The organism is Pseudomonas sp. GX19020 (genome assembly GCF_023371075.1).
Taxonomy (GTDB): domain Bacteria; phylum Pseudomonadota; class Alphaproteobacteria; order Rhodobacterales; family Rhodobacteraceae; genus Pseudogemmobacter.
This window is the reverse complement of record NZ_JAMCCR010000001.1, coordinates 546851-568978: the sequence shown is the minus strand read 5'-3', so window position 1 is coordinate 568978 and position 22128 is coordinate 546851. Positions and strand designations below refer to the sequence as shown.

The following is a 22128-nucleotide window of genomic DNA, read 5'->3' as shown; positions in this document are numbered from 1 at the left end:
CCTCGCGGAGCGTACACCTGGCCCCGGGGGCCGTCGCAGATCAGACTGCGGCGTCCGAGAGCCTGGCGATAGTTTCGTCGCGACCGATGACCAGCATCATGTCAAAGACCGAAGGCGTCGCGGCCCGCCCCGCCAGTGCAGCCCGCAGCGGTGCAGCAAGTTTGCCGAATCCGATGCCGTTTTCGGCCGCCACCGCATTGAGCATGGTCTCAAGCGCTTCCGTCGTCCAGCTAGCATTTTGCAGCTGCGGCGTCAATGAATTCAGTATACCACGGGATACCGCATCAAGGCTGGCCGCGGCTTTCTCATCGGGAGTGATCGGGCGCGATACCATCACAAAATGCGCCTTTTCAATAAGTTCCGGGAAAGTCTTCGCGCGGTCCTTCACGCAGTACATCGCTTTGTGCAGCAGCTCAGACTGGGTCTGCGTCAATTCAGGCTTCCCGGCAGCCGCCAGATATGCCTCAATTTCATGCAGCAGTGCGGCATCCTCCTCCATCGCGATATGATGGCCGCAGGTGTTTTCCAGTTTCTTAAAATCCAGCCGTGCCGGGGCTTTTCCGATACCTTTCAGATCGAAAACCTCCATCGCTTCCTGGCTGGTGAAAATCTCCATATCGCCATTCGCCCAGCCCAGCCGGGTCAGGTAATTGCGCATACCAGAGGCCGGGTAGCCCATGGCCTGATATTCCTCGAGCCCGGTCGCGCCATGGCGTTTCGAGAGCTTTTTGCCATCCGGCCCGTGGATCAGCGGTATATGCGACCAGACCGGCACAGCCCAGCCCATCGCATCGTAAACCATCTGCTGACGTGCGGCATTGACGAGGTGATCATCCCCCCGGATCACATGGGTCACGCCCATATCATGATCATCCACCACCACCGCCAGCATATAGGTCGGCGTAGCGTCCGAGCGTAACACGATCATGTCGTCGAGCGTGTCATTTCTGATCACCACATCGCCCTGGACCTGATCGCGGATCACGGTCTCGCCTTCGCGCGGTGCCTTCATGCGGATGGCATAGGGCGCATCGGGGAAACTGGCCGGATCGGCATCGCGCCAGGGCGAGACGAACACCGGATAGCTCACGCCACGCGCCTTTTCGGCCTCTTTGAAGGCGGCGATTTCTTCAGGTGTCGAAAAGCATTTATAGGCGGTGCCGCGCGCCAGCATTTCGCGTGCGACCTCGGCATGGCGGTCCTTCTGTTCGAACTGGCTGACCACGTCGCCATCCCAGTCAAGGCCGAGCCAGGTCAGCCCCTGCAGGATCGCCGCCGTCGCCTCGGGGGTCGAGCGCTCGCGGTCAGTATCTTCGATCCTGAGGAGAAATTTGCCGCGCCGACCGCGCGCATAAAGCCAGTTGAACAGCGCCGTGCGCGCGCCACCGATATGGAGATAGCCGGTCGGCGAAGGCGCGAAACGGGTGACGACGGGGGCGGCGGAGGTGGACATGGCGGGTGTTAACCTTTCGGAAACCATGGCGGAGGAAGATCGCCGCGATGGCTGGCTGTTATCTGGCGGACATTTCTGGCGGGTCGGGGAGCGGTTGACTGCTTTCCCGGAGGAAGATCGGTGACTGCGGCAAAGGCAGGCGCAGTTGCGCTGCATTTATGCGCGGTCGAGGGGGAAGGGCAAGGTGGCTGACAGCATTGCCGCCACAGGCGCAAATGAGGCGGTGTCCGGGGGGCCGGATCATCCGGCTGCGTTGTCACGGCAGGTCTGGCGTCACCTTGTCAGGTTCTGCCGCAGGCTGATCCTGGCGCTGAACGGGGCACTGATCGCGCCGCTGATCGCGCTCGAAGACGCGCGCGGGCATCTTCTGCCGCTGGCGGTGATCCTTTTTGGCAGCGGCATCGGGCTGTGGTTCGCGCTGGAAAGCGAGCCGGGAGCGCTGGTCTATGGCACGCTTGTCGCCCTCGCCGTTCTGGCGGCAGTCGCGGCCCGGATTGCGCCTTTTCCCTTTCGCAGCATCGGAGGCGCCGTTCTGGCGCTGTCGCTTGGCCTGCTGACAGCGGGGCTGCGCGCGCATATGATCGCGGCCCCGATGCTTGATTTCCGATATTACGGTCCGATCGGGGGGCGTGTGGTCGAGATCGACACTTCCGCCTCGGATGCGGTCAGGATCACACTGGACCAGGTTGTGCTGGAGCGCACCGATCCCGCGCGGGTGCCGTATCGCGTGCGGGTTGCGCTGCACGGAAACGCCTATGGCCATAGTCCCGCCGCCGGCGAGACGGTGATCCTGACCGGGCATCTCTCGGCCCCTCAGGATGCGGCAGAACCCGGGGGCTTTGACTTCCGCCGCATGGCGTTTTTCCAGGGCCTCGGCGCGGTCGGCTACAGCCAGACCCCGGTCCTGCTGCTGGAGCCGCCGCGCGACGGAGAGGAATGGATCGGCCGGCTCAGGGCCTGGTTTTCCAGTGGTATCCGTGCCCATATTCCGGGCGAGGCGGGGGCCTTTGCCGCAGGCGCGATGACCGGCGACCGGTCGGGTATCAGCCAGAAGACGGTCGAGGATCTGCGCGATTCCTCACTGGCGCATATCCTTGCGATTTCGGGGATGAACCTCGTTTGCCTGACGGCTTTTGTTTTTGCGCTGTTGCGGGGGGGGATCGCCTGTTTCCCCTGGCTCGCGCTGCGGATGAACGCGAAGAAGCTCGCGGCCCTTGTCTCGATCTTTGTCGCCTGGTTCTATCTGCAGCTCTCCGGCGCCAATGTCGCGACCGAGCGTGCCTTTGTCATGACGCTGGTGATGCTTCTGGCGATTTTGATGAATCGCAGGGCGATGACGATCCGCAGTGCCGCGATTGCCGGCGCGGTAATTCTGGCGCTGAGACCCGAAAGCCTGCTTGCACCCGGTTTCCAGATGTCGATGGCGGCGACCGTCTCGCTGATCGCCGGGTTTCAGGCGATGGATCGCTGGCTGCAACGGGGCCGCCTGGCGCACTGGCAGATTGTACTGATCACAGTGGTCATGAGCTCGGTGATCGGTGGTTTCGCCACCGCGCCCTATGCGGCGGCGCATTTCAACCGCTTTGCCGATTACGGGCTCATGGCCAATATCCTGACCGCGCCGGTCATGGGGGTCGCCATCATGCCGATGGGGGTTCTGGCCTTCCTGTTGGCGCCGGTCGGGCTGGAGGCTCTGCCGCTCTGGTTCATGGGCAAGGCCTCGGAATGGATCCTCTGGGTTGCCGCCTGGGTTGCCGGGCTGGAAGGCTCGGTGACGGCGATCCCGGCGCCGCATTGGCTGGCGCTGCCGGTGATCAGCTGGGGCGGGCTCTGGCTGATCGCCTGGCCGGGAAGGGCACGGCTTGCCGGTATCGGGCTGATCGTGGCGGGGATCGCCCTCTGGCCCCTGGCAGATCGGCCCGGGTTGCTGATCTCCGCTGACGGGCGGCTGGTGGGCTTGATGGGGCCAGAGGGCAGGGCGCTGTCGACGGCCACAGGCGGGGGCTTTTCGGCAGGCAACTGGTTGGAAGGCGACGGGGATCTCGCATCGCAAAAGACCGCCGCGCTGCGCCCGGGCTTCACCGGTCCGGTCACGGCAAAAGCCTTCGGATTCGCGGGCCGAAAGGGTGTGGCCCTGAGCGGGAAGGCCGGGCTTTCACAGCTTGCGGCGGCCTGCGCCGGCTTTGACCTCGTGATCCTCAACGCGCGGGCGGAACACCCACCACCCGATTGCCCGCTGATCGACCAGCTTCTGCTGTCCCGGACCGGTGCAATCGCGCTCTGGATTCGGGGGGCGAAGATCGACGCGAGATTTTCTGCCCGCGACAGGATCTGGTCCTCTGGGGCGGGGAAAACCGGCGCTCAGCGTGGCGAAGTGGCGGATCGCCTTGACCGCCTGTTCCGGTAAGGCGCATCGCCCGTCGGGCGGCACTGTCGGGCTGCGCTTTCTGGCGGTCTGGCGCATGGGGGCGCAGCGGCAGGGGGCAGATTTCCCCGCTTTGCCCGACGCACGGCTGCTCCGCTCCTTCGACCATCATGTTGCCCTGCGCGGCACCAATGGCTTGCACCAAATGTAAAGCGCGCGCCTGTTTTCAGGCGCGCGCTTAGCAGAAACAACTGAGGTCAGGCCAGTTCGGACAACCGCTTCAGTGCGGTCTCGACCTTGGCGCGCTCATCCTCGCGTGCTTCCAGATTGGCGCGGGCCTCGTCCACCACCTCTTCCGGCGCGGAGGCTGCGAATTTCGGGTTGTCGAGCCGGCCCTTCAACCCGCCGATCTCTTTCCCTAGCTTCTCCAGCGTCTTGGTCAGCCGCGCTTTTTCCTCGGCAATGTCGATCAGCCCTTCCAGCGGGATCGCGAAACCGGCACCGCCCGCAGCCACCAGGATCGAGCCTTTCGGCGCAGATCCCTCGCTGAAGCCCTCGATCCGTGCCATGCGGCGGATCAGCGCCTCATTGCGGCTCCAGGCTTCACGCGCCGCACCGGCAAGTTCGGTCGCGACGATGTCGATTTTCAGCCCGGCCGGCACATGGCATTGCGCGCGGGCCGAACGGATCTCGTCGATCAGCCCGGTGACAAACGACATCTCGGTATCCGCTGCCTGGTCGATCAGGGCAGGGCCATATTCCGGCCAGTCGGTGTGGACGAGCAGCTTTTCACGCGTGCCGGTGGTCGCCCAGAGCTCTTCGGTGATGAAGGGCGTGAACGGATGCAAGAGGATCATGCACTGGTCAAGCACCCAGGCCATGGTGGCCCGCGTCTCGGCTGCTGCCTCTCCGTCAAACAGAGGCTTGGCGAATTCGACATACCAGTCGCAGACCTTGCCCCAGACGAATTTGTAAAGCGCATCTGCGGCCTGATCGAAACGGAATTCGGCCAGCGCCAGATCGACTTCGGCGAGGGCTTTCGCGGTCTCGCCGATGATCCATTTATTCGCTGTGGCGGTTGCCACCGGCGGCTCTGCCTTGGTCGCATGACCTTCCCAGACGCCGTTCATCTCGGCGAAGCGGCAGGCATTCCAGAGCTTGGTACCGAAATTGCGATAGCCCGCAATGCGGTCTTTCGACAGTTTCAGATCGCGCCCCATTGCAGCCATGGCTGCCAGCGTGAACCGCACGGCATCTGCGCCGTAATCCGCGATCAGATCCAGCGGGTCGAGAACATTGCCCAGCGATTTCGACATCTTCTTGCCCTTCTCGTCGCGGACAAGGGCATGAACATAAACGGTTTTGAACGGTACCTGGTCGACCACGGCCAGTTGCATCATCATCATCCGGGCGACCCAGAAGAAGATGATGTCAAAGCCGGTCACCAGGACGCTTGTCGGGAAATAGCGCGCGAGTTCCGGGGTCTGTTCCGGCCAGCCCAGCGTGCCGATCGGCCAGAGCCCCGAGGAGAACCAGGTGTCCAGCACATCGGCATCGCGCCAGACCGGGTAGACCAGCTTTGTCGGGTCCTGGCTCAGGTTATATTCCGCCAGCGCCGCCGACAAAGCGGCCTCGGCGGCCTCGCGGTTTTCGACCTCGATGATGCGGGCATGGTTCAGCGGCATCGGCAGCGGCGCCAGTGCGTCCTGGAACTGGCCCGTCACCTCTTCAATCGAAGGGGCGCAGAAATAGACCGGATCCTGGGCATTGAACCCGCCGTCAAAGAGGAAGCGGAACAGCTCCACCTCATCCAGCGCATTATCGCCCTGATCGTCTTTGAACCCCGCCGGGCGCAGGTCGAGACCATACCAGACCGGGATCTGATGGCCCCACCAGAGCTGACGCGAAATGCACCAGGGTTCGATATTTTCCAGCCAGTGGAAATACACTTTCGCATCGCGTTCGGGCAGGATCGTGGTTTCGCCATTGCGAACCGCATCCAGCGCGGGGCCGACGATCTTCGAGGTCTCGACGAACCACTGATCGGTCAGCATCGGCTCGATCACCACTTTGGAGCGGTCACCGAAGGGCTGCATGATCTTTTTGTTCTCGACCACCGGCACCCGTTCCAGATGCTCGGCATTGGTCTCTTTGTCGATCGACTTCACCAGCTTGGTGACGGCGAGGCCTTCATCATTGATCTCGGCCACCACCAGTTTGCGGGCCTCGTAACGGTCGAGACCGCGCAGATGGTCGGGCACCAGGTTGATGCGGTCGACATCGGCCTCGGTATAACTCGCGCCATCAAGGATCGCTTTGGCATTCGCGCAGCTTTCCTCATAAGGCAACCCGTCCTCGCGCATCCGTGCGCGGGTATCCATCAGCCGGTATAGCGGGATGCCATTGCGCTGTGCGACGCCGTAATCGTTGAAATCATGCGCGCCGGTGATCTTTACCGCGCCCGATCCGAATGTGGGGTCGGGATACATATCGGTGATGATCGGGATCAGACGGCGAAGCGCGCGCGGGCCGACCGGTATCTCGCAAAGCTTGCCGACGATGGGTGCATAGCGGCTGTCCGAGGGATGCACCGCCACCGCGCCATCGCCGAGCATCGTCTCGGGCCGGGTGGTCGCAATCGAGATATAGTCGCGGGTTTCCGAGAAGGTGACGTTCCCGTCTTCGTCCTTCTCCTCGTAAAGATAGGTCTCGCCGCCGGCGAGCGGGTACTTGAAATGCCACATATGGCCGTCGACCTCGGTCTGCTCGACTTCGAGATCAGAGATCGCGGTTTCGAAATGGGGATCCCAGTTCACAAGGCGTTTGCCGCGATAGATCAGGCCCTTGTTGTAAAGATCGACAAAGACCTTGATCACGGCATCATGAAAATTGCCATCCTCGCCCTCGGGCGCACCGGGCGCGCCGGACATGGTAAAGGCCTCGCGGTCCCAGTCGCAGGTGGCGCCAAGGCGCATCAGCTGGCCAATGATATTGCCGCGCGACTTCTTCTTCTGTTCCCAGACGAGGCCCAGGAACTCCGGGCGCGAAAAATCAGAACGGCGGCGGTTCGTCTTTGCCAGCTCACGCTCCACCACCATCTGGGTCGCGATCCCGGCATGGTCGGTGCCGGGCTGCCAGAGCGTGTCAAAGCCGCGCATCCGGTGCCAGCGCACCAGCACGTCCTGCAAGGTATTGTTGAAGGCATGGCCCATATGCAGGCTGCCGGTGACATTCGGCGGCGGGATGACGACGGAAAAGGCGGGCTTTCCGGGTTTGGCATTGGCCCCGGCGCGGCCGACCTTCTGGTCGATCCACAGATCCATGATCCGGGCCTCGGCTTCCTGAGCGTTGAAGGTCTTTTCCATTGCCATCGCGCGTCCCCTTTTGCTGAAAGGGGATTTAGCCAATGCAAAGCGCAAGGGAAAGGGGCAGGGCGGCGCTTAACACCTGATCGGGCCATCTCTGGCTGACTGCGGATGCCTTTGGGGGATGTCCGGTACAAGACGGAGCAGCGCCGCCTTTTGTGCGATCAGGCACGGGAGATGAGGCCGGAGAGATTGGAAAGGGATCCGCCTCTCAGATATGCAAAACCCCGCCAGGGCGGGGCTTTTACATGTCAGGATATCAGGCGCCGGTTATCTCGGCCCGATCATCATCACCATCTGGCGACCTTCAAGCTTTGGCATGCTCTCGACTTTGCCGGCATCGCCGACATCAGCCGAGACGCGGTTCAGAAGCTCCAGCCCAAGCTGCTGGTGGGCCATTTCGCGGCCCCGGAAACGCAGGGTGACCTTTACCTTGTCGCCTTCGTCAAGGAATTTCAGGACCGAGCGCATCTTGACCTGGTAATCATGCTCATCCGTACCGGGACGGAACTTGATTTCCTTGATCTCGATGATCTTCTGTTTCTTGCGGGCTTCGGCTTCGCGCTTTTGCGTCTCGTATTTGAATTTGCCGAAATCCATGATCTTACAGACCGGCGGCACGGCATTCGGCGAGATCTCGACCAGGTCGAGCCCGGCCTCTTCCGCCAGCGCCATGGCACGCGCCGGAGTGACAACACCGACATTTTCGCCATCTGCGCCGATCAGACGGATTTCGGGCGCGCGGATACGATCGTTTACGCGCGGGCCGGTCTCACGTTGCGGCGGGGCGTTATGGGGTCTGCGTCCTATGGTAGTATTTCCTTCTGAGGTAAAAACCGGTCGCGAACTTACTCCCGAAGGCGATGGCTTTCAAGCGCCCGGGAGCAGGGAATTCCGGGGCAGAGGGCCATCCCGGGAAAGACGCGCCGCGTTTGCGGCTTTACGGGCCCGGACAAGCCGCAGCATTTCGGGACACTGGCCGGGATCAGGCCGTCAGGCGTAAATTCGCCGGTCGCAGGGCTGAGCGGGATTCTTCCCTTTCTGACCGCCTTTCGGGGCCGAGACTTTTCAATTCGGGCAGATCCTGCCATATGCGGGCAATCCGGGCTGTTTTCCGGCAATGGGAGATTCATCATGAACAAAAGCGTAATCATCGGCGCCATCGTCGTCCTGCTGGCGGCGGGTGGCTACTACCAGTTCAGCTATAAGCCAGCCCAGGAAGCTGCCGCAGCGGCAGAGAAGGTGAAAGCCGAAGCTGCGGCCAAGGCCGCAGAAGATGCAAAACTCGCTGAGGAAGCTGCGAAGAAAGCAGAAGAAGAGGCGGCTGCTGCCGCGGCTGCCACTGCCGCAGCAACCGAAGAAGCCGCTACCGATCTCGGCAATGCTGCAACCGAAGCGGCGGGCGAGGCCGGTGCGGCTGTCGCCGGCGCAGCGGAATCGGCCGCAACTGCTGCGGGCGAGGCCGTTGATGGTGCCGCCACCGCTGTTGGCAATGCTGCAGAAGCCGCTGGCAATGCCGCTGCCTCGGCCGGCGAAGCTGTGTCGGAAGCGGTCGAATCCGCCACCACCACAACCGAAACCGCTGTCGAAGGCGCCGCCGCTCCGGCATCGGATGCGAATGCTGCACTCGATCCGGCCAATTTCGATGCGGATAAGGTGAATGCGCTGATCGATGCGTCCTCGCTGGACGCGGCAAGCAAGGGCATTCTGAAAACCGCAGTCGAAAGCGCGAAAGCGAACCCGGCTCTGGTGGCAAGCGTGCTGGCTCAGGTGCGGACCGCACTCGGCCTGTGATCGCAGGGCCCTGCCGGTTCAGGCCGGAGGCGTAAAGCAAGGAAAACGGCTGCGGGTATGATCCCGCAGCCGTTTTTTTTGGCCAGCCCGGGCTCTGAGCGGAGACAAAGATCAGATGCAGAAGGCCGCAGGGGTGATCCCTGCGGCCTTTGCGTGTCTTAACCTGTCCGAGGTATCAGATGCCGTCGCCCACGAAAGCCTTCTCGACCACGAATTGTTTCGGATCGGAATTGGCGCCTTCCTCAAGCCCGAAGCTTTCCAGCGTCGCCTTCACATCGACGTTGAACGCGAGCGAGCCACAGACCATGGCGCGGTCTTCTTCCGGGTTGATCTTCGGCAGGCCGAGATCCTCGAAGACCTTGCCGGAGGCGAGGTTATCGGTGATGCGGCCCATATATTGCGACTCTTCGCGGGTGGTGGTCGGATAATAAAGGAGCTTGTCGCCGATCAGCTCGCCGATCAGCGGGTCTTCTTTCAGCCCTTCGACCAGTGCGCGGCCATAATCCAGCTCCGCATTCTCGCGGCAGGTATGCATCATGATGACCTGGTCATATTTCTCCCAGGTCTCCGGCTCGCGCAGCAGCGAGGCGAAGGGCGCGAAGCCGGTGCCGGTGGCAAGGAACCAGAGCCGCTTGCCCGGAAGCAGCGCGTCATGGACCAGGGTGCCGACGGGTTTCGGGCGCAGGATGATCTGATCGCCCGGTTTCACATGCTGCAGTTTCGAGGTCAGCGGGCCATCGGGCACTTTGATCGAATAGAATTCCAGCTCCTCATCCCAGGCGGGCGAGGCGATGGAATAGGCGCGCAAAAGCGGTTTGCCATTCTCGCCCATCAGCCCGATCATGACAAACTCGCCGGAGCGGAACCGCAGCGATTGCGGCCGCGCGACGCGGAAGGAAAACAGCCGGTCGGTCCAGTGTCTGACCGAGGTGACGGTCTGGGCATCGGGCAGATGCGGTTTTGCCGGGCGCTCAGTGGTTGCGGCGGTCTCGGTCATCTCGGGCTCCGTCTCGGGCGCCATCCCGGCGCGATCTCATTTAAGGCACAAGCGGGGCCGGGGTAAACCAGGCCTCGCCTGTGGCATTTCTTCGCGTGGCCAATGGATCAGGCGCGCAGGCGGCCCTGGTAATCATGCGCCGTCCAGTTGGCGCGGAATTTCCATTGCTCTTCCGGCTGGCGTTGAGCAAGCTCATCCGGGATCTCGACCCCGTCAAAGCCGACCCGGCGACACATGGCATATTGATCGGAGATAACGGGCCCGAGTGCAAGCAACTGCCCTTTATAGCCCAGCATCCGGAGCCTGCGCGCAATGGTGAAGGCGCGACCATCCGAAAAGGCCGGGAAGGCGACCCGGATCAGGGTCAGGCGGTCAAGGTGCGGGATCAGCGCTTCGGGAGTGTCGGTATTCGACAGATCGACTTCGAGACCGGTTTCGGTCAGCTCGGCCAGAGCCGGGATCTCGCGGGCGGGGGCCGGGGTGAAACCGGCATCGGTGACAATAATGCTCATGTCTCAGTCCTCTTTCTGCTTACGGTCGGGCAGGGAGCCCGGTTCCTGTACAGGAACCGGACCGATTTCTGTGCAGAAATCGCCGCCGCTCATGCGGCGCTCTCGCTGGTGTTGCGCACGGGCTTGCCGCCCGTAAAATGGATGCCGCATTCTGTTTTCTGCTGGCCCCGCCAGCGCCCGGAACGCGGATCTTCGCCGGGTTTCACTGGGCTCGTGCAGGGCGCACAGCCGATGGATGGATAGCCTTTCGCGACCAGGGGATGGCGCGGCAGGTTGTTATTGGTGATATAGTCTTCCAGATCCTCGCGGCCCCAATGGGCCAGTGGATTGACCTTGATGCGGAAATCGCCCTCATTCTCGAAGAAATCCAGCGTGCCGCGATCCGAGTTCTGAAAGCGTTTGCGCCCGGTGATCCAGCCGTCAAACGGTTTCAGCGCGCGTTCCAGCGGCTCGACCTTGCGCACATTGCAGCACGAATCCGTGCTGTAGAGATGCAGTGTATTATCCGGGTCTTCGAATTGCAGCCGGCGCGGATTGGCGCGGATGGTGCGGATATCGCAAAGATCGAGACGTTCGGCCAGTTCGCGCTGATAATCCAGCGTTTCCTTGAAGAGCATCCGCGTGTCAACGAACAGCACCGGGGTTTCCGGTGCCAGCAGCGACACCAGATGCAAGAGCACGACCGATTCTGCCCCGAAAGATGAGACCAGGGCCACCCGGCCCAGGTCATCATCCTGCAAAGCATGTTCCAGCACATCATGGGCCGAATGGTGTTTGTAGCGCGCGTTCAGCGCGGCCACCCGGTCGGCAACCGGATAGGCGCTCAGGTCACGCGGCATCCTTCGCGTCTCCGCTCTCATAAAGGGCGGCCTTGAACGGCTCCATCCCGAGGCGACGGAAGGCGTCGAGGAAGCTTTCCTGCGGACCTTCACGCTCGCTCAGATAGGCGCGGACGATCCGCTCCACCGCCGGCACTACCTGATCATAGGCAAAGCCCGGGCCGGTCTTGTCGCCAATCGCGGCATCTTCGGCGCCCGAGCCACCGAGGGTGATCTGGTAATTCTCGACCCCCGCCCGGTCGAGACCGAGAATGCCGATATGGCCGACATGGTGATGGCCGCAGGCATTGATGCAGCCCGAGATCTTGATCTTCAGCGGTCCGATCTCATGTTCGAGGTCGAGTTCCTTGAACCGCATGGCAATTTCCTGCGCCACGGGGATCGAGCGCGCAGTGGCCAGGGCGCAGTAATCCATGCCGGGGCAGGCGATGATATCCGAGATCAGCCCGACATTGGCGGTGGCAATGCCGCCCTGGACGAGCGCTGCATGCAGCGCGGGCAGATCGCCCTTATGCACATGCGGCAGGATCACATTCTGCTCATGGCTGATGCGGATATCGTCATGGCCGAATTTCTCGGCCAGATCCGCGATCAGTTCCATCTGCTCCGAGGTCTGGTCGCCCGGCGTCTTGCCCTGTTCCTTCACCGAGATCGTCACGATCGCATATTGATCGTTCTTATGGGCGGCAAGGTTGGTGTCGGCCCAGGCGCGGAACAGCGGATCGGCCTTGTAGAAGTCATCATAGGCGGTCACGGGCGCGTTGCGGAACGCGGGCGGCGCGAAGGCCGCCTGGATATCTTCCAGCAGCGCCTGATCGGCCCCGCCAAAGAGCGGGCGCAGCTCTTCAAACCGCTCTTCCACCAGCCGGGTGATCTCTTCCTTGCCTGTTTCATGCAGCGTGATCTTGATGCGCGCCTTGTATTTGTTGTCGCGCCGGCCCAGCACGTTATAGACGCTGAGAACCGCTTCGACATAAGGCAGCAGATCGGCCTCGGGCAGGAATTCGCGCACCACCATGCCGATCAGCGGCGTGCGGCCAAGGCCGCCGCCCACAAGCACGCGGAAACCGATCTCGCCCTGATCGTTCTTCACCAGTTGCAGACCGATGTCATGCGCGCGGATCACCGCGCGGTCATGCGTCGCGCCGGTGATGGCGATCTTGAATTTGCGCGGCAGGAACTGGAATTCCGGGTGATCGGTCGACCACTGGCGCAACAATTCGGCATAGGCGCGGGGATCTGCAATTTCGTCAGCCGCCGCACCCGCGAAATGGTCGGCGGTCACGTTGCGGACGGTATTCCCCGAGGTCTGGATCGCATGCATGCCGACATCGGCCAGCGCGGTCAGGATCGCAGGAATATCCGGGAGTTTCGGCCAGTTGAACTGGATGTTCTGCCGCGTGGTCCAATGGCCGTAACCCTTATCCCAGGTCGCGCCGATCTTCGCCAGCTGGCGCATCTTGCGCGCGTTCAGCGTGCCATAGGGAATGGCGACCCGCAGCATATAGGCATGGAGTTGCAGATAGAGCCCGTTCATCAGCCGCAAGGGCCGGAACTCTTCCTCGGTCAGGCTGCCATCGAGACGGCGTTCGACCTGCTGCGAAAACTGCGCCACGCGCTCGCGGACGAAACGCTCATCGAAGTCGGTATAATCATACATGATCGAGGTCTGCCTGTTTCCCGTGGTGATAGTTCGAGGGGCCGCGCGTGCGGAAGGCCTCACGGAAATGGGTGGGTTCGGGGCCGTTCGGGCCCGGTTTCGCATCTGCCAGATAGGCACCGACGATCAGCCGCCCCTGCGCATTGGCATGGATCAGCCGCAGCTGGGCATGGGCCTCGTCTTCGATCAGCTCGGCCTCTGCATGGACCAGGGTCCAGCGGTCATCGGCGGTGAGATAGACGACATCCCCTTCGCGCAGGCGATTGGCGGTGACGACTTTCGGGGTAAAGCGGCGGCTCATGCGCGGGCCTCCTCGTGACTGGTCATGGCGGGAATGGCCGCGCGGGGCGCGAGGCCGAAAAGGATAATGGCGGGGCCGGAGCAACAAAGCGCCAGCGCGGGCAGCGTTGCGAGCGTCCCGGCATGGACCCGCTGATCGGCGCGCGAGGCGTTCTCGACCAGGGTGACCGGCGTTTCCGGCCCTGCGCCATGCATCAGCAGCCGGCCCTGGATGAAACGGGCCGATTTCTTGCCCATATAAATCGCCGCAACCTCAGTGGCACGGGCGAGACCGCGCCAGTCCTGTTCGGCAAAACCGTCCATGTCATGGCCGGTCAGAATACGCAGGCTCGCATTGCGGCCGCGCTTTGTCAGCGCCTGGCCGATTGCCGCCGCCGCAACCGGCGCGGTCGAAAGGCCGGGCAGGATGCGAAAGCTGAGGCCAACGGCCTCAAGCGCCTCGATCTCTTCGTCGAGACGGGCGAAAATTCCCGGATCGCCGCCTTTGAGACGGACGATGCGCGCGCCGGTCTGTGCGGTTTCAACCAGAACCCGGTTGATCGCGGATTGCGGGACCGAAGGGCCAAATCCCTCTTTGCCGACATCAATGCGGCGCACATGGGCCGGGATCAGCGCCATCACCTCTTCGCCGACGAGACGGTCATGGATCACCACCTCTGCCGCCTCAAGCGCACGCAGCACGCCGAGCGTCAGGTGCTCAGCCGCGCCCGGGCCGGCCCCCGCGAAGGTCACGGGCGGCAGATCCTTGAGGGGAGCGCTGGCTGTCAACATGGCTTGGATCCTGGCTTTCGGGCAGGTATGGCGGCGGCGCCGGTTTGCACTGGCAGCAATATAGGACTTTTTCCTCTGAATCGGCCAGATCCCCTTGCAGATAAGGAAGAATGTTCCGATACTCTGGCCTCTGGGAACGCAGTTCTGCGTCAGAGGGGAAATCAGGAATGGCAGCCGCGCTGGACGATCTGGACCGGAAAATCCTGTCCGAACTGCAACAGGATGCAGAGCAGTCGCTGGACGAGATCGCCCGCAAGGTGGGCTCGTCGAAAACCCCGGTCTGGAACCGGATCCGGCGGATGAAAGAACAGGGCGTGATCTCGCGCCAGACAGTGATCCTCGATGCCGAGGCCCTCGGGCTTGAGGCCTGTTTCTTCGTGCTGATCCGCACCTCGGAACATGAGGCGGACTGGCAGCGCAAATTCCTCCATGCGCTGCGCGAACGCCCCGAAGTGCTCGAGGCGCACCGGCTGGCGGGCGATATCGATTACATCCTCAAGGTGCGTGTGAAAAACGCCCGCGCCTATGATGAATTCTACCAGGCGCTGATTTCCGAGGTGAAAATTTACAATGTCACCGCGCTTTTAAGCATGGAAGAAATCAAGTCGACCACAGTCCTGCCGGTTTAACGGAAGCGCCGCAGGGGGATGACCCCCTGCGCCACCAGCACCCCGAGCGCGACAAGCCCCGCCGCCCCGGCCTGGAGCCAGTTCCAGGGCGCGGAAAGCCAGAGGAACATGATCAGCATGACGTAAAACGGTGAGGCATTGGTATGCAGCGATGACATGCCGATGCCGATCCTGTTGATCGAGATGATCCATAACAACTGGCACAAGGCGAGCCCGCCTATGGCGAAAAGGCCGAGCGAGATCACTTCGCGCATTCCCCAAAGGTTATGATCGGCCAGTGGCGCACCCATCGCGAGATTGGCCCCGGCAATGACCAGCATGGAAAGGGCCGCCCCCGCCATGGTCAGCGCGGTGCGCCCGATCAGGGAGAGTGTTGGAAAGCTGGTCACCGTCAGACGTGAGCCAAGCGTATAGAGAAGCACCGAGCCGCAGCAAAACAGCGCGCCAAGCGCAACATTGCTGCCGCCGGCGCTGAAATCGAGGGCAAGCACCCCGCCGGCCATGGAAAGCGTAATTCCGGCAATGAGTTGCAGGCTCAGCCGGCGCCCGTCGAACAACACTTCCAGCGCAATGGCCACCACCGGCATCGCAGCGGTGATCACCGCCGCCGTCACCGGCCCGCCCGCGGCCTGTCCCATGATCAGACACCAGGCCGCGAGCCCGATCAGCGCCCCGACCGCGATCCCGCGCAGCCAGTCCGCCCGCAAAATCGCGCGCGGTCCATCCGCAAGCAGCCAGACCGGCAACAGCACCAGCGCCGCCAGAGCGATCCTTACCGCGCCCAGCTGGTCCGAGGGCATGATCGGAATTAGAAACTCTGCCGCCGGCAAACCAGCGGCCCAGACCACCATCGAGATCATGCAGATCAGATGACCGGACAGAAGCCGGTTCCCCGGCAGATGCTGGCCGGGGATCGGATCGGAAGGCGGGGCAGGGCGCGCAAAACTTGTCATATGGCGAAATCTGTCACGCCACAGTCCTGGCCACTGTTCTCCGGGCGACCGGTTCTGGCGCGTTCCGGCCAGCCGTGCTGAAGATATGGGTTTAAGTCAGAAGGAAGAGGATCTGACTTCCTTCTGACAGAAATACTGCCGCCCGGGGCGTCCGCAGGCGGTCACATGCGCTGAGTTCAGGCAGCCGAGAGCGCGGCAACGATCGCGCCAAAATCTGACGCTTTCAGGCTCGCGCCACCGACCAGGGCACCATGGACATGCGGTACCGCAAAGATTTCGGCGGCGTTCGAGGGTTTGACCGATCCACCATAGAGAAGCCGGATCGCGCCAGCCGCAGTGCCAAAGCGCGCATTCAGCGATCTGGAAATGAAATCATGCACTTCCGCGATCTGCTCAAGCGTAGGCACGCGGCCGGTACCGATGGCCCAGACCGGCTCATAGGCGATCACCGTATTGGCGCCGGTTGCGGCATCCGGCACCGAGCCCGCCAGTTGCGCTGCGATCACATCGAGGGTCCGCCCGGCATCGCGCTCGCCTTCGGTCTCGCCAAGGCAAATCACCGCAACGAGGCCCGCCTCGCGTGCGGCAAGTGCCTTTTGCGCCACCAGCTGATCGGTTTCCCCGTGATCGGCCCGGCGCTCGGAATGACCGAGGATCACGTAGCCGGCACCTGCATCTTTCAGCATCGCGGCCGAGATATCGCCGGTATGCGCCCCCGAGATGTTCTGGTGGCAATCCTGACCGCCGACAGAAAGCGCCGTACCCGCCGCCAGCGTCGCCAGGGGGGCGAGCAGGGTTGCAGGCGGGCAGATCAGCATCTCGCAGGCCGGATCGGAATGGAGTGCAAGCAAGGCGCGTATCTCGTCAAGCGAGGCCGAAACGCCGTTCATTTTCCAGTTGCCTGCCGCCAGTCTGCGCATTCGATCTCTCCCTGTTACCGCTCCCATCTGGTCGCAAATTCAGGAGCGTCATGCAATGGGGGCATTGCGGAATGAGGCGTCAGACTGCCGGTCAACACTTCTGGCGCGCGGGCGTGTCAGATCCCGGACGGGACCGTGGCCGGTTCGTTGAAGCGGATCGATTCGCCGCAGCCGCAGGCCTCGGACACGTTCGGATTGCGGAACACGAATTTCGATTCCAGCAGGCTGGTCTCGTAATCAATGATGGTACCGATCAGGAACATCTGCGCCATGGGGGCGATCAGCACCCGCGCGCCATCCTGTTCCACGATCTCGTCCAGCGGGTTCACCTCTGCGACGTAATCCATCGTATATTCCATACCGGCACAGCCGCCCTTTTTTACGCCGATCCGCAAGCCCTGGCTGCCATCACGCGCCATCAGACGGGCGATCTGTTTCGCAGCGGGCGGGGTGATGGAAACGGCGGCTTTGCCGGGGATGCCGAACATGATGGAAATCCTTTGTCTGGGGTAAAGGTAATCCCGCAGGCGCTCTGCTTCAAGAGGGCTGCGCGCGGCCTGACGCCGGGCCAGCCAGATATCAGGTCACGGGTACAGAAAAGGCGTATAAAGCCTGTGTCCGGCTCGCGCCGCGGAGCATATTCCTCGAAGGGCGCGGCGTGATATGATCGCGCGCCCAGCCGAAAATGAGGTCTGTCTGGCTATGAAAGACCGCGCGGTCAGCCCGGCGGGTGCATTTCAGGGGATAAGTGTCAGGGCCGTGACCGTTTACATGAAGCCCAGCTCAAGACGCGCCTCATCCGACATCATTTCCATGCCCCAGGGCGGATCAAAGGTCATCTCGACCTGCACCTCGCGTATGCCGGGTGTGGCCTCAACGGCCTCCTGCACCCAGCCGGGCATCTCGCCTGCGACAGGGCAGCCCGGTGCGGTCAGCGTCATCACGATCCGCACCGCATTCTCGTCATCGATGGCGATGGTATAGACAAGGCCGAGATCGAAAATATTCACCGGGATCTCGGGGTCAAAGACCGTCCGACAGGCATCGGCGACAGCATCATAGAGCGGGTGATCGACAGAAGAGGGCGCAATCAGCGGCGCGCCTTCGGCGGCGGTCTGATCGGCGGTCGAGGTGGTCATGTCCATCTGCGTGGTCCCGGTCCGGAAAACTTCTGCCATCAATATAGGGATTGCGGGCCTGAGGTCCAGATCCGGCGGGCCGTTTTCGGTCCGGGTGGCAGCGCAGCCCGGCCCCGGTGAGGCAGCCTCTGAAGAGATAGGTGCTGCAAAGTGCTGCGCTATTGCGGGCCGGGCGAAAACAATTGCGGCCGCCTCCGCATGGAAGCAGCCGCTGCTTTCAGCACCAGTTCAGGGCGGGGGCTCCGGAGCCGGGAGAATGCTATCTGGCTCCGGAAGTCTTTTGCCCGGTTTTGCGTCTTCGGGTCGTAACCGCGCGGCTCAGAACGGGATTTCGTCATCCATATCGGAATTGCCGCCCGAGGGGCCGCCGTAACCGCCCCGACCACCGCCGGAACCACCGCCCTGATTGCCGCCACCCTGGCTGCCACCGCCATATCCACCGCCACCGCCGCCATAGCCGCCGCCCTGGCCACCATAGTCATCACCATAGCCGCCCTGATTGCCGCCGCCACCCGCGCCACCGCCGCCGTCACCGCGGCCGCCCAGTAGAGTCAGGTTGCCCGAGAAGGGCCGCAGCACGATCTCGGTCGAATAGCGGTCCTGGCCGGACTGGTCCTGCCATTTGCGGGTTTCCAGCGCGCCCTCGATATAGACGGTCGAGCCTTTGCGCAGATATTGTTCGGCGATCTTTGCAAGCGGCTCCGAGAAAATCGCGACCGAATGCCATTCGGTGCGTTCCTTGCGTTCGCCCGTATTGCGGTCGCGCCAGGTTTCGGAGGTTGCGATCCGCAGATTGCAGACCTTGCCGCCATTGGGAAAGCTGCGCACCTCGGGGTCGCGGCCGAGATTGCCGATGATGATGACCTTATTGACCGATCCGGCCATATGCGCCTCCGCTTTGCTGGCTGAGTGACCCCTGAACCTGATGCGGGATCAGGGTTACTATTGTGTTGACGCCCGTATCTAAAGACAGCCGCGCGGCCTCGCAACCGCGCATTGGCGCCAGCGCCTCCGTAGGCCCGGTCAGGTGGCCGCTGCCGCAGCAGGGTTTTCCGCCCTGATCCTGATTTTTGGCCTGGATCCGGGGCGAATCGCAGCCTTTCTGCCCGGGATCGGCGGGGATTTGCCGGTTTTACCGCCGGGGGCGGGGATTCCCCGCTGGCCGGATTGGCCCTTCGCCGCTATAGTCCCGCCCGATTTGGTGACTGTGGACGGCTTTCCTATGACCCCTCGGCTGAGTTTCCGGTTCCGGGCTGCGCTGGTGCTGAGTGTTTCTTTTGTGACTGCTACGAGTGGGTTTACCGGCAGTGTCGCCGCCGAGCCGCTGAAACTCCATGGCTCCAGCAAGTCGCGCATTGCGGTGTTCGAATCGCAGACCGCCTTGCTTGATGGCAAGCTTGCCAGACAATATTCGGGCTCGGTCAAGCTCACGCCGAACCATAAGGCGGGTAAGGATGGCGAGACCGCCTCGGCCGAGGCCGTGCCGCGCTACAGTGGCCGCTATAAGGGCGAGCATCTCGAACATGCGAAGACCGTGGCGCGCAAACATGGCGTGCCGGAGGATCTGTTCCTGCGGCTCGTGCAGCAGGAAAGCGGCTGGAATGCCCGCGCGGTCAGCCATAAGGGCGCAACCGGCCTTGCGCAGCTGATGCCGGGAACGGCAAAGCTGCTTGGTGTCGATATTGACGATCCGAAGCAAAATCTCGAAGGCGGCGCGCGGTATCTCAAGATGATGCACGCGAAATTCGGCTCATGGAAGCTGGCGCTTGCGGCCTATAATGCCGGCCCGGCGGCGGTTGAAAAGCATGGCGGGGTGCCGCCTTTTGCCGAAACCAAAGCCTATGTGAAGGCGATTCTCGGCTGATCCCGGCGATTCTCAGGACGAAGGCGCGACCGACACAGCGCGCAGGCGGTTGCCCCGGCACAGGGACTGCCATTGCATCATCCTTGTCACGACGGAAAATTTCGCCTGCGGCGTTTACGCAACAGGCTTTTAAACACTGGCAAATTTGCGCTTTCCAGGGCAAAAGACTGCAGAGCCGGCGTTGCTTTCGGGTGGCGTTGCAGGCATTCAGATACAGACCTAAACCGCAGGGTTCAGAATGAGCGACTTCGCATCCCTCCGCATGACGATGGTGGACACCCAGATCCGGCCTTCCGACGTCACCAGGTTCCCCATTATTGATGCGATGCTGCATGTTCCGCGTGAGAATTATGTGCCGCCGTCAAAACGGGATGCCGCCTATATCGGCGCCAATCTCGACCTCGGCAGCGGTCGCGCTCTGCTGGATCCGCGCACCTTCGCCAAAATGATCGAGACGCTGGATATCCTGCCTTTGGATCTCGTACTCGATATCGGGGCGGGATATGGCTATTCGACCGCGCTGCTGGCCCGGCTGGCGCAGACCGTGGTGGCGCTTGAGGAAGACGAGGCCATGGCCGAGGAGGCCGGGCGGATCCTCGCTGCCGATGGCGTCGATAATGCCGTTGTGGTCAAGGGCAGCCTGACGGCGGGCGCGGCGAAATACGCGCCCTATGATGCGATCCTGGTCGGGGGCGGCATTGAAGAGCTGCCCGAGGCGATTGCGTCACAGCTGAAAGAAGGCGGCCGTATCGTTGCCGTGATGATGACCGGCGCGCTTGGAACCGTGAAATACGGGCTCAAGACCGATGGCCGCATCGATTGGCGCTATGCTTTCAACGCCTCTGCACCGGTCCTGCCGGGATTTGCCAAAGAAAAGACTTTCACGCTTTGACGGGCCCCCACCGACAGTAGGGCGCCCTCTGACAGGTTGAACGGAATAGTGCCCTGGGCCCCTGGCCCGGGACTTGCGAGCAGACAGGACAGAACAAGATGCGCAACTGGCTCAAGGTGATGACGATCAGCATGGCGGCAGCGGTGGTTGCGCTGCCGGCAAGGGCCGAGACCCTGGCCGATGCGCTGATCGCGGCCTATCGCAATTCGAACCTTATGCAGCAAAACCAGGCCGTGCTGCGCGCCGCCGATGAGGATGCCGCGATTGCCATGTCTGCGCTGCGTCCGGTTGTGGCCTATGCGGTGCGCGCCGGGTCAAGCTATTCCCATACGGAAGGCTTTGGCGCCAGCGGCTTTCTGGGCACAGGACCGGTTGTTCCCACGTCAAGCTGGTCGAAGAATTTCAACGCGACCTTTGAACTCAGCGTCTCGCTGACGCTGATGGATTTCGGACGCCGCGCCATCGCGCTGGAAATCGCGCGTGAAAACGTGATGGCGACGCGCCAGGCACTGGTCTCGGTGGAACAGGATGTTCTGCTGGCGGCAGTGCGGGCCTATGTGCAGGTGCGTCTCCAGCTTGAGATCGTGGCGCTGCGTCAGTCGAATGTGCGGCTGATCACCCAGGAACTCCGTGCAGCCCAGGACCGGTTCGAAGTGGGCGAGATCACCCGTACCGATGTCTCGATTGCCGAAGCCGCATTGGCGGCCTCGCGCGCCAATCTGGCGGCAGCCGAGGGTGATCTGAAAGTCGCCCGCGAGACTTACAAGGCCGCGACCGGTGCCTATCCGGGCACGCTTGCGCCGCTGCCGAAAAGCCCCGCGATCGGCAAGTCGATGGAGGAAGCACGCCGCGTCGCCGTCAGCACCCATCCGACGATCCGCCAGTCGCAGCACACGGTCAAGGCGTCGGATCTGAACGTTTCTCTGGCAGAGGCCGCGATGAAACCGGTGCTTGGCCTTTCGGCCGGGATCACCGGCAGCCGCACCGAAGCAGATGGGCTGCTGCGCGATTCCGATACTCTCAGCGGCAGCGTTGGCCTCAATCTGAGCCAGACGATCTATGCCGGCGGCGAGTATTCGGCGCGCTACCGCAAGGCGGTCGCCCAGAAGGAAGGCGCGCGCGCCGGCCTGCACCAGACGGTGGTGGTCATCGAGCAGAATGTCGGCACGCTCTGGGCGATGTTTGAGGTTTACAATGCCTCGATCGAAGCGTCGCGCCAGCAGATCGTGGCGGCTCAGGCAGCCTTTGACGGCGTGCGGGAAGAGGCGGCTCTGGGCGCGCGGACCACGCTTGATGTGCTGGATGCCGAGCAGGATCTGCTGAACGCCCGCGCCTCGCGGCTCGAATCCGAGGCGAACCGGTATTACGCGGTCTATCAGATCCTTGCCGGCATGGGGCTTCTGACGGTCGAACATCTCAATCTCGGGATCCCGACCTATGACCCGGCGGCCTATTACAACGCGGTGAAAAATGCGCCTACCACCTCGGTTCAGGGCAAAAAACTCGACCGGATCCTGAAGCGCGGCAATAACTGAGCCACCGCAACCGAGCCACGGCGCCCGAAAGGGCTGCGGGAAAAGTCACGGGACGTTCAGCTGAACGACTGCGGGCCGGAATGCGCAAGGCGTTCCGGCCCATTGCTTATCCGCCGTTCAGGGTTGTGATTTCGCGGCCT

Annotated in this window: 22 protein-coding genes; 8 read left to right on the top strand and 14 right to left on the bottom strand. The window is 62.6% G+C overall.

All coding sequences use genetic code 11. From position 1 onward, the window contains the following. Positions 1-40: 40 nt before the first annotated feature. Complete coding sequence (gene gltX, locus M3484_RS02775; RefSeq protein WP_249495656.1) at positions 41-1453, bottom strand: glutamate--tRNA ligase; 1413 nt, start codon at positions 1451-1453, stop codon at positions 41-43. Between gltX and M3484_RS23560 the strand changes: the two genes are divergently transcribed. The 3 genes from M3484_RS23560 to M3484_RS02765 are packed head-to-tail and all read left to right on the top strand — an operon-like array spanning position 1452 to position 4029. Further along, complete coding sequence (locus M3484_RS23560) at positions 1452-1577, top strand: hypothetical protein (protein WP_283258270.1); 126 nt, start codon at positions 1452-1454, stop codon at positions 1575-1577. The two genes, gltX and M3484_RS23560, sit on opposite strands and share 2 nt — an antisense overlap. Before the next feature lie 60 nt (positions 1578-1637). Then, entirely contained in the window at positions 1638-3860 is a 2223-nt protein-coding gene (locus M3484_RS02770) for a ComEC/Rec2 family competence protein (protein ID WP_249495655.1), read from the top strand. Beyond that, positions 3841-4029, top strand: coding sequence for a hypothetical protein (locus M3484_RS02765; protein WP_249495654.1), 189 nt, complete (start codon positions 3841-3843; stop codon positions 4027-4029). The genes M3484_RS02770 and M3484_RS02765 overlap by 20 nt, the downstream gene beginning before the upstream one ends. Before the next feature lie 46 nt (positions 4030-4075). Here M3484_RS02765 and M3484_RS02760 read toward each other — a convergent pair whose 3' ends face one another. Together M3484_RS02760 and infC are read right to left on the bottom strand one after the other, a co-directional pair. Then, positions 4076-7189, bottom strand: a complete 3114-nt coding sequence (locus tag M3484_RS02760) for a valine--tRNA ligase (RefSeq protein ID WP_249495653.1) — start codon at positions 7187-7189, stop codon at positions 4076-4078. 264 nt (positions 7190-7453) lie between these two features. Continuing rightward, entirely contained in the window at positions 7454-7993 is a 540-nt protein-coding gene (gene infC, locus M3484_RS02755) for a translation initiation factor IF-3 (protein WP_092897344.1), read from the bottom strand. A gap of 324 nt (positions 7994-8317) precedes the next feature. Here infC and M3484_RS02750 point away from each other — a divergent pair, with 324 nt between their 5' ends. Continuing rightward, positions 8318-8977 carry a hypothetical protein gene (locus M3484_RS02750; RefSeq protein ID WP_092897346.1) on the top strand — a complete coding sequence of 220 codons (660 nt, stop codon included), beginning with the start codon at positions 8318-8320 and terminating at the stop codon, positions 8975-8977. Positions 8978-9152: 175 nt separating this feature from the next. On the opposite strand, the gene M3484_RS02745 is transcribed toward M3484_RS02750, so the two are convergent. From M3484_RS02745 to cobA, 6 genes are all read right to left on the bottom strand, one after another. Then, positions 9153-9974, bottom strand: a complete 822-nt coding sequence (locus M3484_RS02745) for a ferredoxin--NADP reductase (protein WP_092901616.1) — start codon at positions 9972-9974, stop codon at positions 9153-9155. A 107-nt stretch (positions 9975-10081) separates the two neighbouring features. Beyond that, on the bottom strand, positions 10082-10486 hold the full coding sequence (locus M3484_RS02740; RefSeq protein WP_249495652.1) for a DUF934 domain-containing protein: 405 nt from the start codon (positions 10484-10486) through the stop codon (positions 10082-10084). Positions 10487-10575: 89 nt separating this feature from the next. Further along, a complete protein-coding gene (locus M3484_RS02735; RefSeq protein ID WP_092897350.1) occupies positions 10576-11325 on the bottom strand; it encodes a phosphoadenylyl-sulfate reductase in 750 nt (249 codons plus the stop codon). Beyond that, positions 11315-12985 carry a nitrite/sulfite reductase gene (locus tag M3484_RS02730; RefSeq protein ID WP_092897352.1) on the bottom strand — a complete coding sequence of 557 codons (1671 nt, stop codon included), beginning with the start codon at positions 12983-12985 and terminating at the stop codon, positions 11315-11317. The genes M3484_RS02735 and M3484_RS02730 overlap by 11 nt, the downstream gene beginning before the upstream one ends. Continuing rightward, positions 12978-13286, bottom strand: a complete 309-nt coding sequence (locus M3484_RS02725; RefSeq protein WP_092897354.1) for a DUF2849 domain-containing protein — start codon at positions 13284-13286, stop codon at positions 12978-12980. The genes M3484_RS02730 and M3484_RS02725 overlap by 8 nt, the downstream gene beginning before the upstream one ends. Next, positions 13283-14056 (bottom strand): uroporphyrinogen-III C-methyltransferase, encoded by a 774-nt coding sequence (gene cobA, locus M3484_RS02720; RefSeq protein WP_249495651.1) that lies wholly within the window; start codon positions 14054-14056, stop codon positions 13283-13285. Before cobA ends, M3484_RS02725 begins: the two co-directional genes overlap by 4 nt. A gap of 167 nt (positions 14057-14223) precedes the next feature. On the opposite strand from cobA, the gene M3484_RS02715 reads away from it, so the two are divergent. Next, on the top strand, positions 14224-14685 hold the full coding sequence (locus M3484_RS02715; protein WP_092897358.1) for an Lrp/AsnC family transcriptional regulator: 462 nt from the start codon (positions 14224-14226) through the stop codon (positions 14683-14685). On the opposite strand, the gene M3484_RS02710 is transcribed toward M3484_RS02715, so the two are convergent. The 5 genes from M3484_RS02710 to ssb all read right to left on the bottom strand — a co-directional run bounded on the left by M3484_RS02710 (position 14682) and on the right by ssb (position 18582). Continuing rightward, the gene (locus tag M3484_RS02710; RefSeq protein ID WP_249495650.1) at positions 14682-15638 is read right to left on the bottom strand and encodes a DMT family transporter; all 957 of its coding nucleotides are present in this window, start codon (positions 15636-15638) and stop codon (positions 14682-14684) included. The genes M3484_RS02715 and M3484_RS02710 overlap by 4 nt on opposite strands. Before the next feature lie 176 nt (positions 15639-15814). Then, the gene (gene tpiA / locus M3484_RS02705; protein WP_249495649.1) at positions 15815-16558 is read right to left on the bottom strand and encodes a triose-phosphate isomerase; all 744 of its coding nucleotides are present in this window, start codon (positions 16556-16558) and stop codon (positions 15815-15817) included. A 116-nt stretch (positions 16559-16674) separates the two neighbouring features. Then, positions 16675-17046 carry a HesB/IscA family protein gene (locus tag M3484_RS02700; RefSeq protein ID WP_249495648.1) on the bottom strand — a complete coding sequence of 124 codons (372 nt, stop codon included), beginning with the start codon at positions 17044-17046 and terminating at the stop codon, positions 16675-16677. A 279-nt stretch (positions 17047-17325) separates the two neighbouring features. Further along, positions 17326-17703 (bottom strand): SUF system Fe-S cluster assembly protein, encoded by a 378-nt coding sequence (locus M3484_RS02695; protein ID WP_249495647.1) that lies wholly within the window; start codon positions 17701-17703, stop codon positions 17326-17328. A gap of 312 nt (positions 17704-18015) precedes the next feature. Continuing rightward, positions 18016-18582, bottom strand: coding sequence for a single-stranded DNA-binding protein (gene ssb / locus M3484_RS02690; RefSeq protein WP_249495646.1), 567 nt, complete (start codon positions 18580-18582; stop codon positions 18016-18018). A gap of 394 nt (positions 18583-18976) precedes the next feature. On the opposite strand from ssb, the gene M3484_RS02685 reads away from it, so the two are divergent. The 3 genes from M3484_RS02685 (at position 18977) to M3484_RS02675 (ending at position 21988) form a co-directional block, all read left to right on the top strand. Next, a complete protein-coding gene (locus tag M3484_RS02685) occupies positions 18977-19561 on the top strand; it encodes a lytic transglycosylase domain-containing protein (RefSeq protein ID WP_249495645.1) in 585 nt (194 codons plus the stop codon). Positions 19562-19799: 238 nt separating this feature from the next. Further along, positions 19800-20453, top strand: a complete 654-nt coding sequence (locus M3484_RS02680; RefSeq protein ID WP_249495644.1) for a protein-L-isoaspartate O-methyltransferase family protein — start codon at positions 19800-19802, stop codon at positions 20451-20453. A 98-nt stretch (positions 20454-20551) separates the two neighbouring features. Continuing rightward, a complete protein-coding gene (locus M3484_RS02675) occupies positions 20552-21988 on the top strand; it encodes a TolC family outer membrane protein (protein ID WP_249495643.1) in 1437 nt (478 codons plus the stop codon). Positions 21989-22128: the final 140 nt, after the last annotated feature.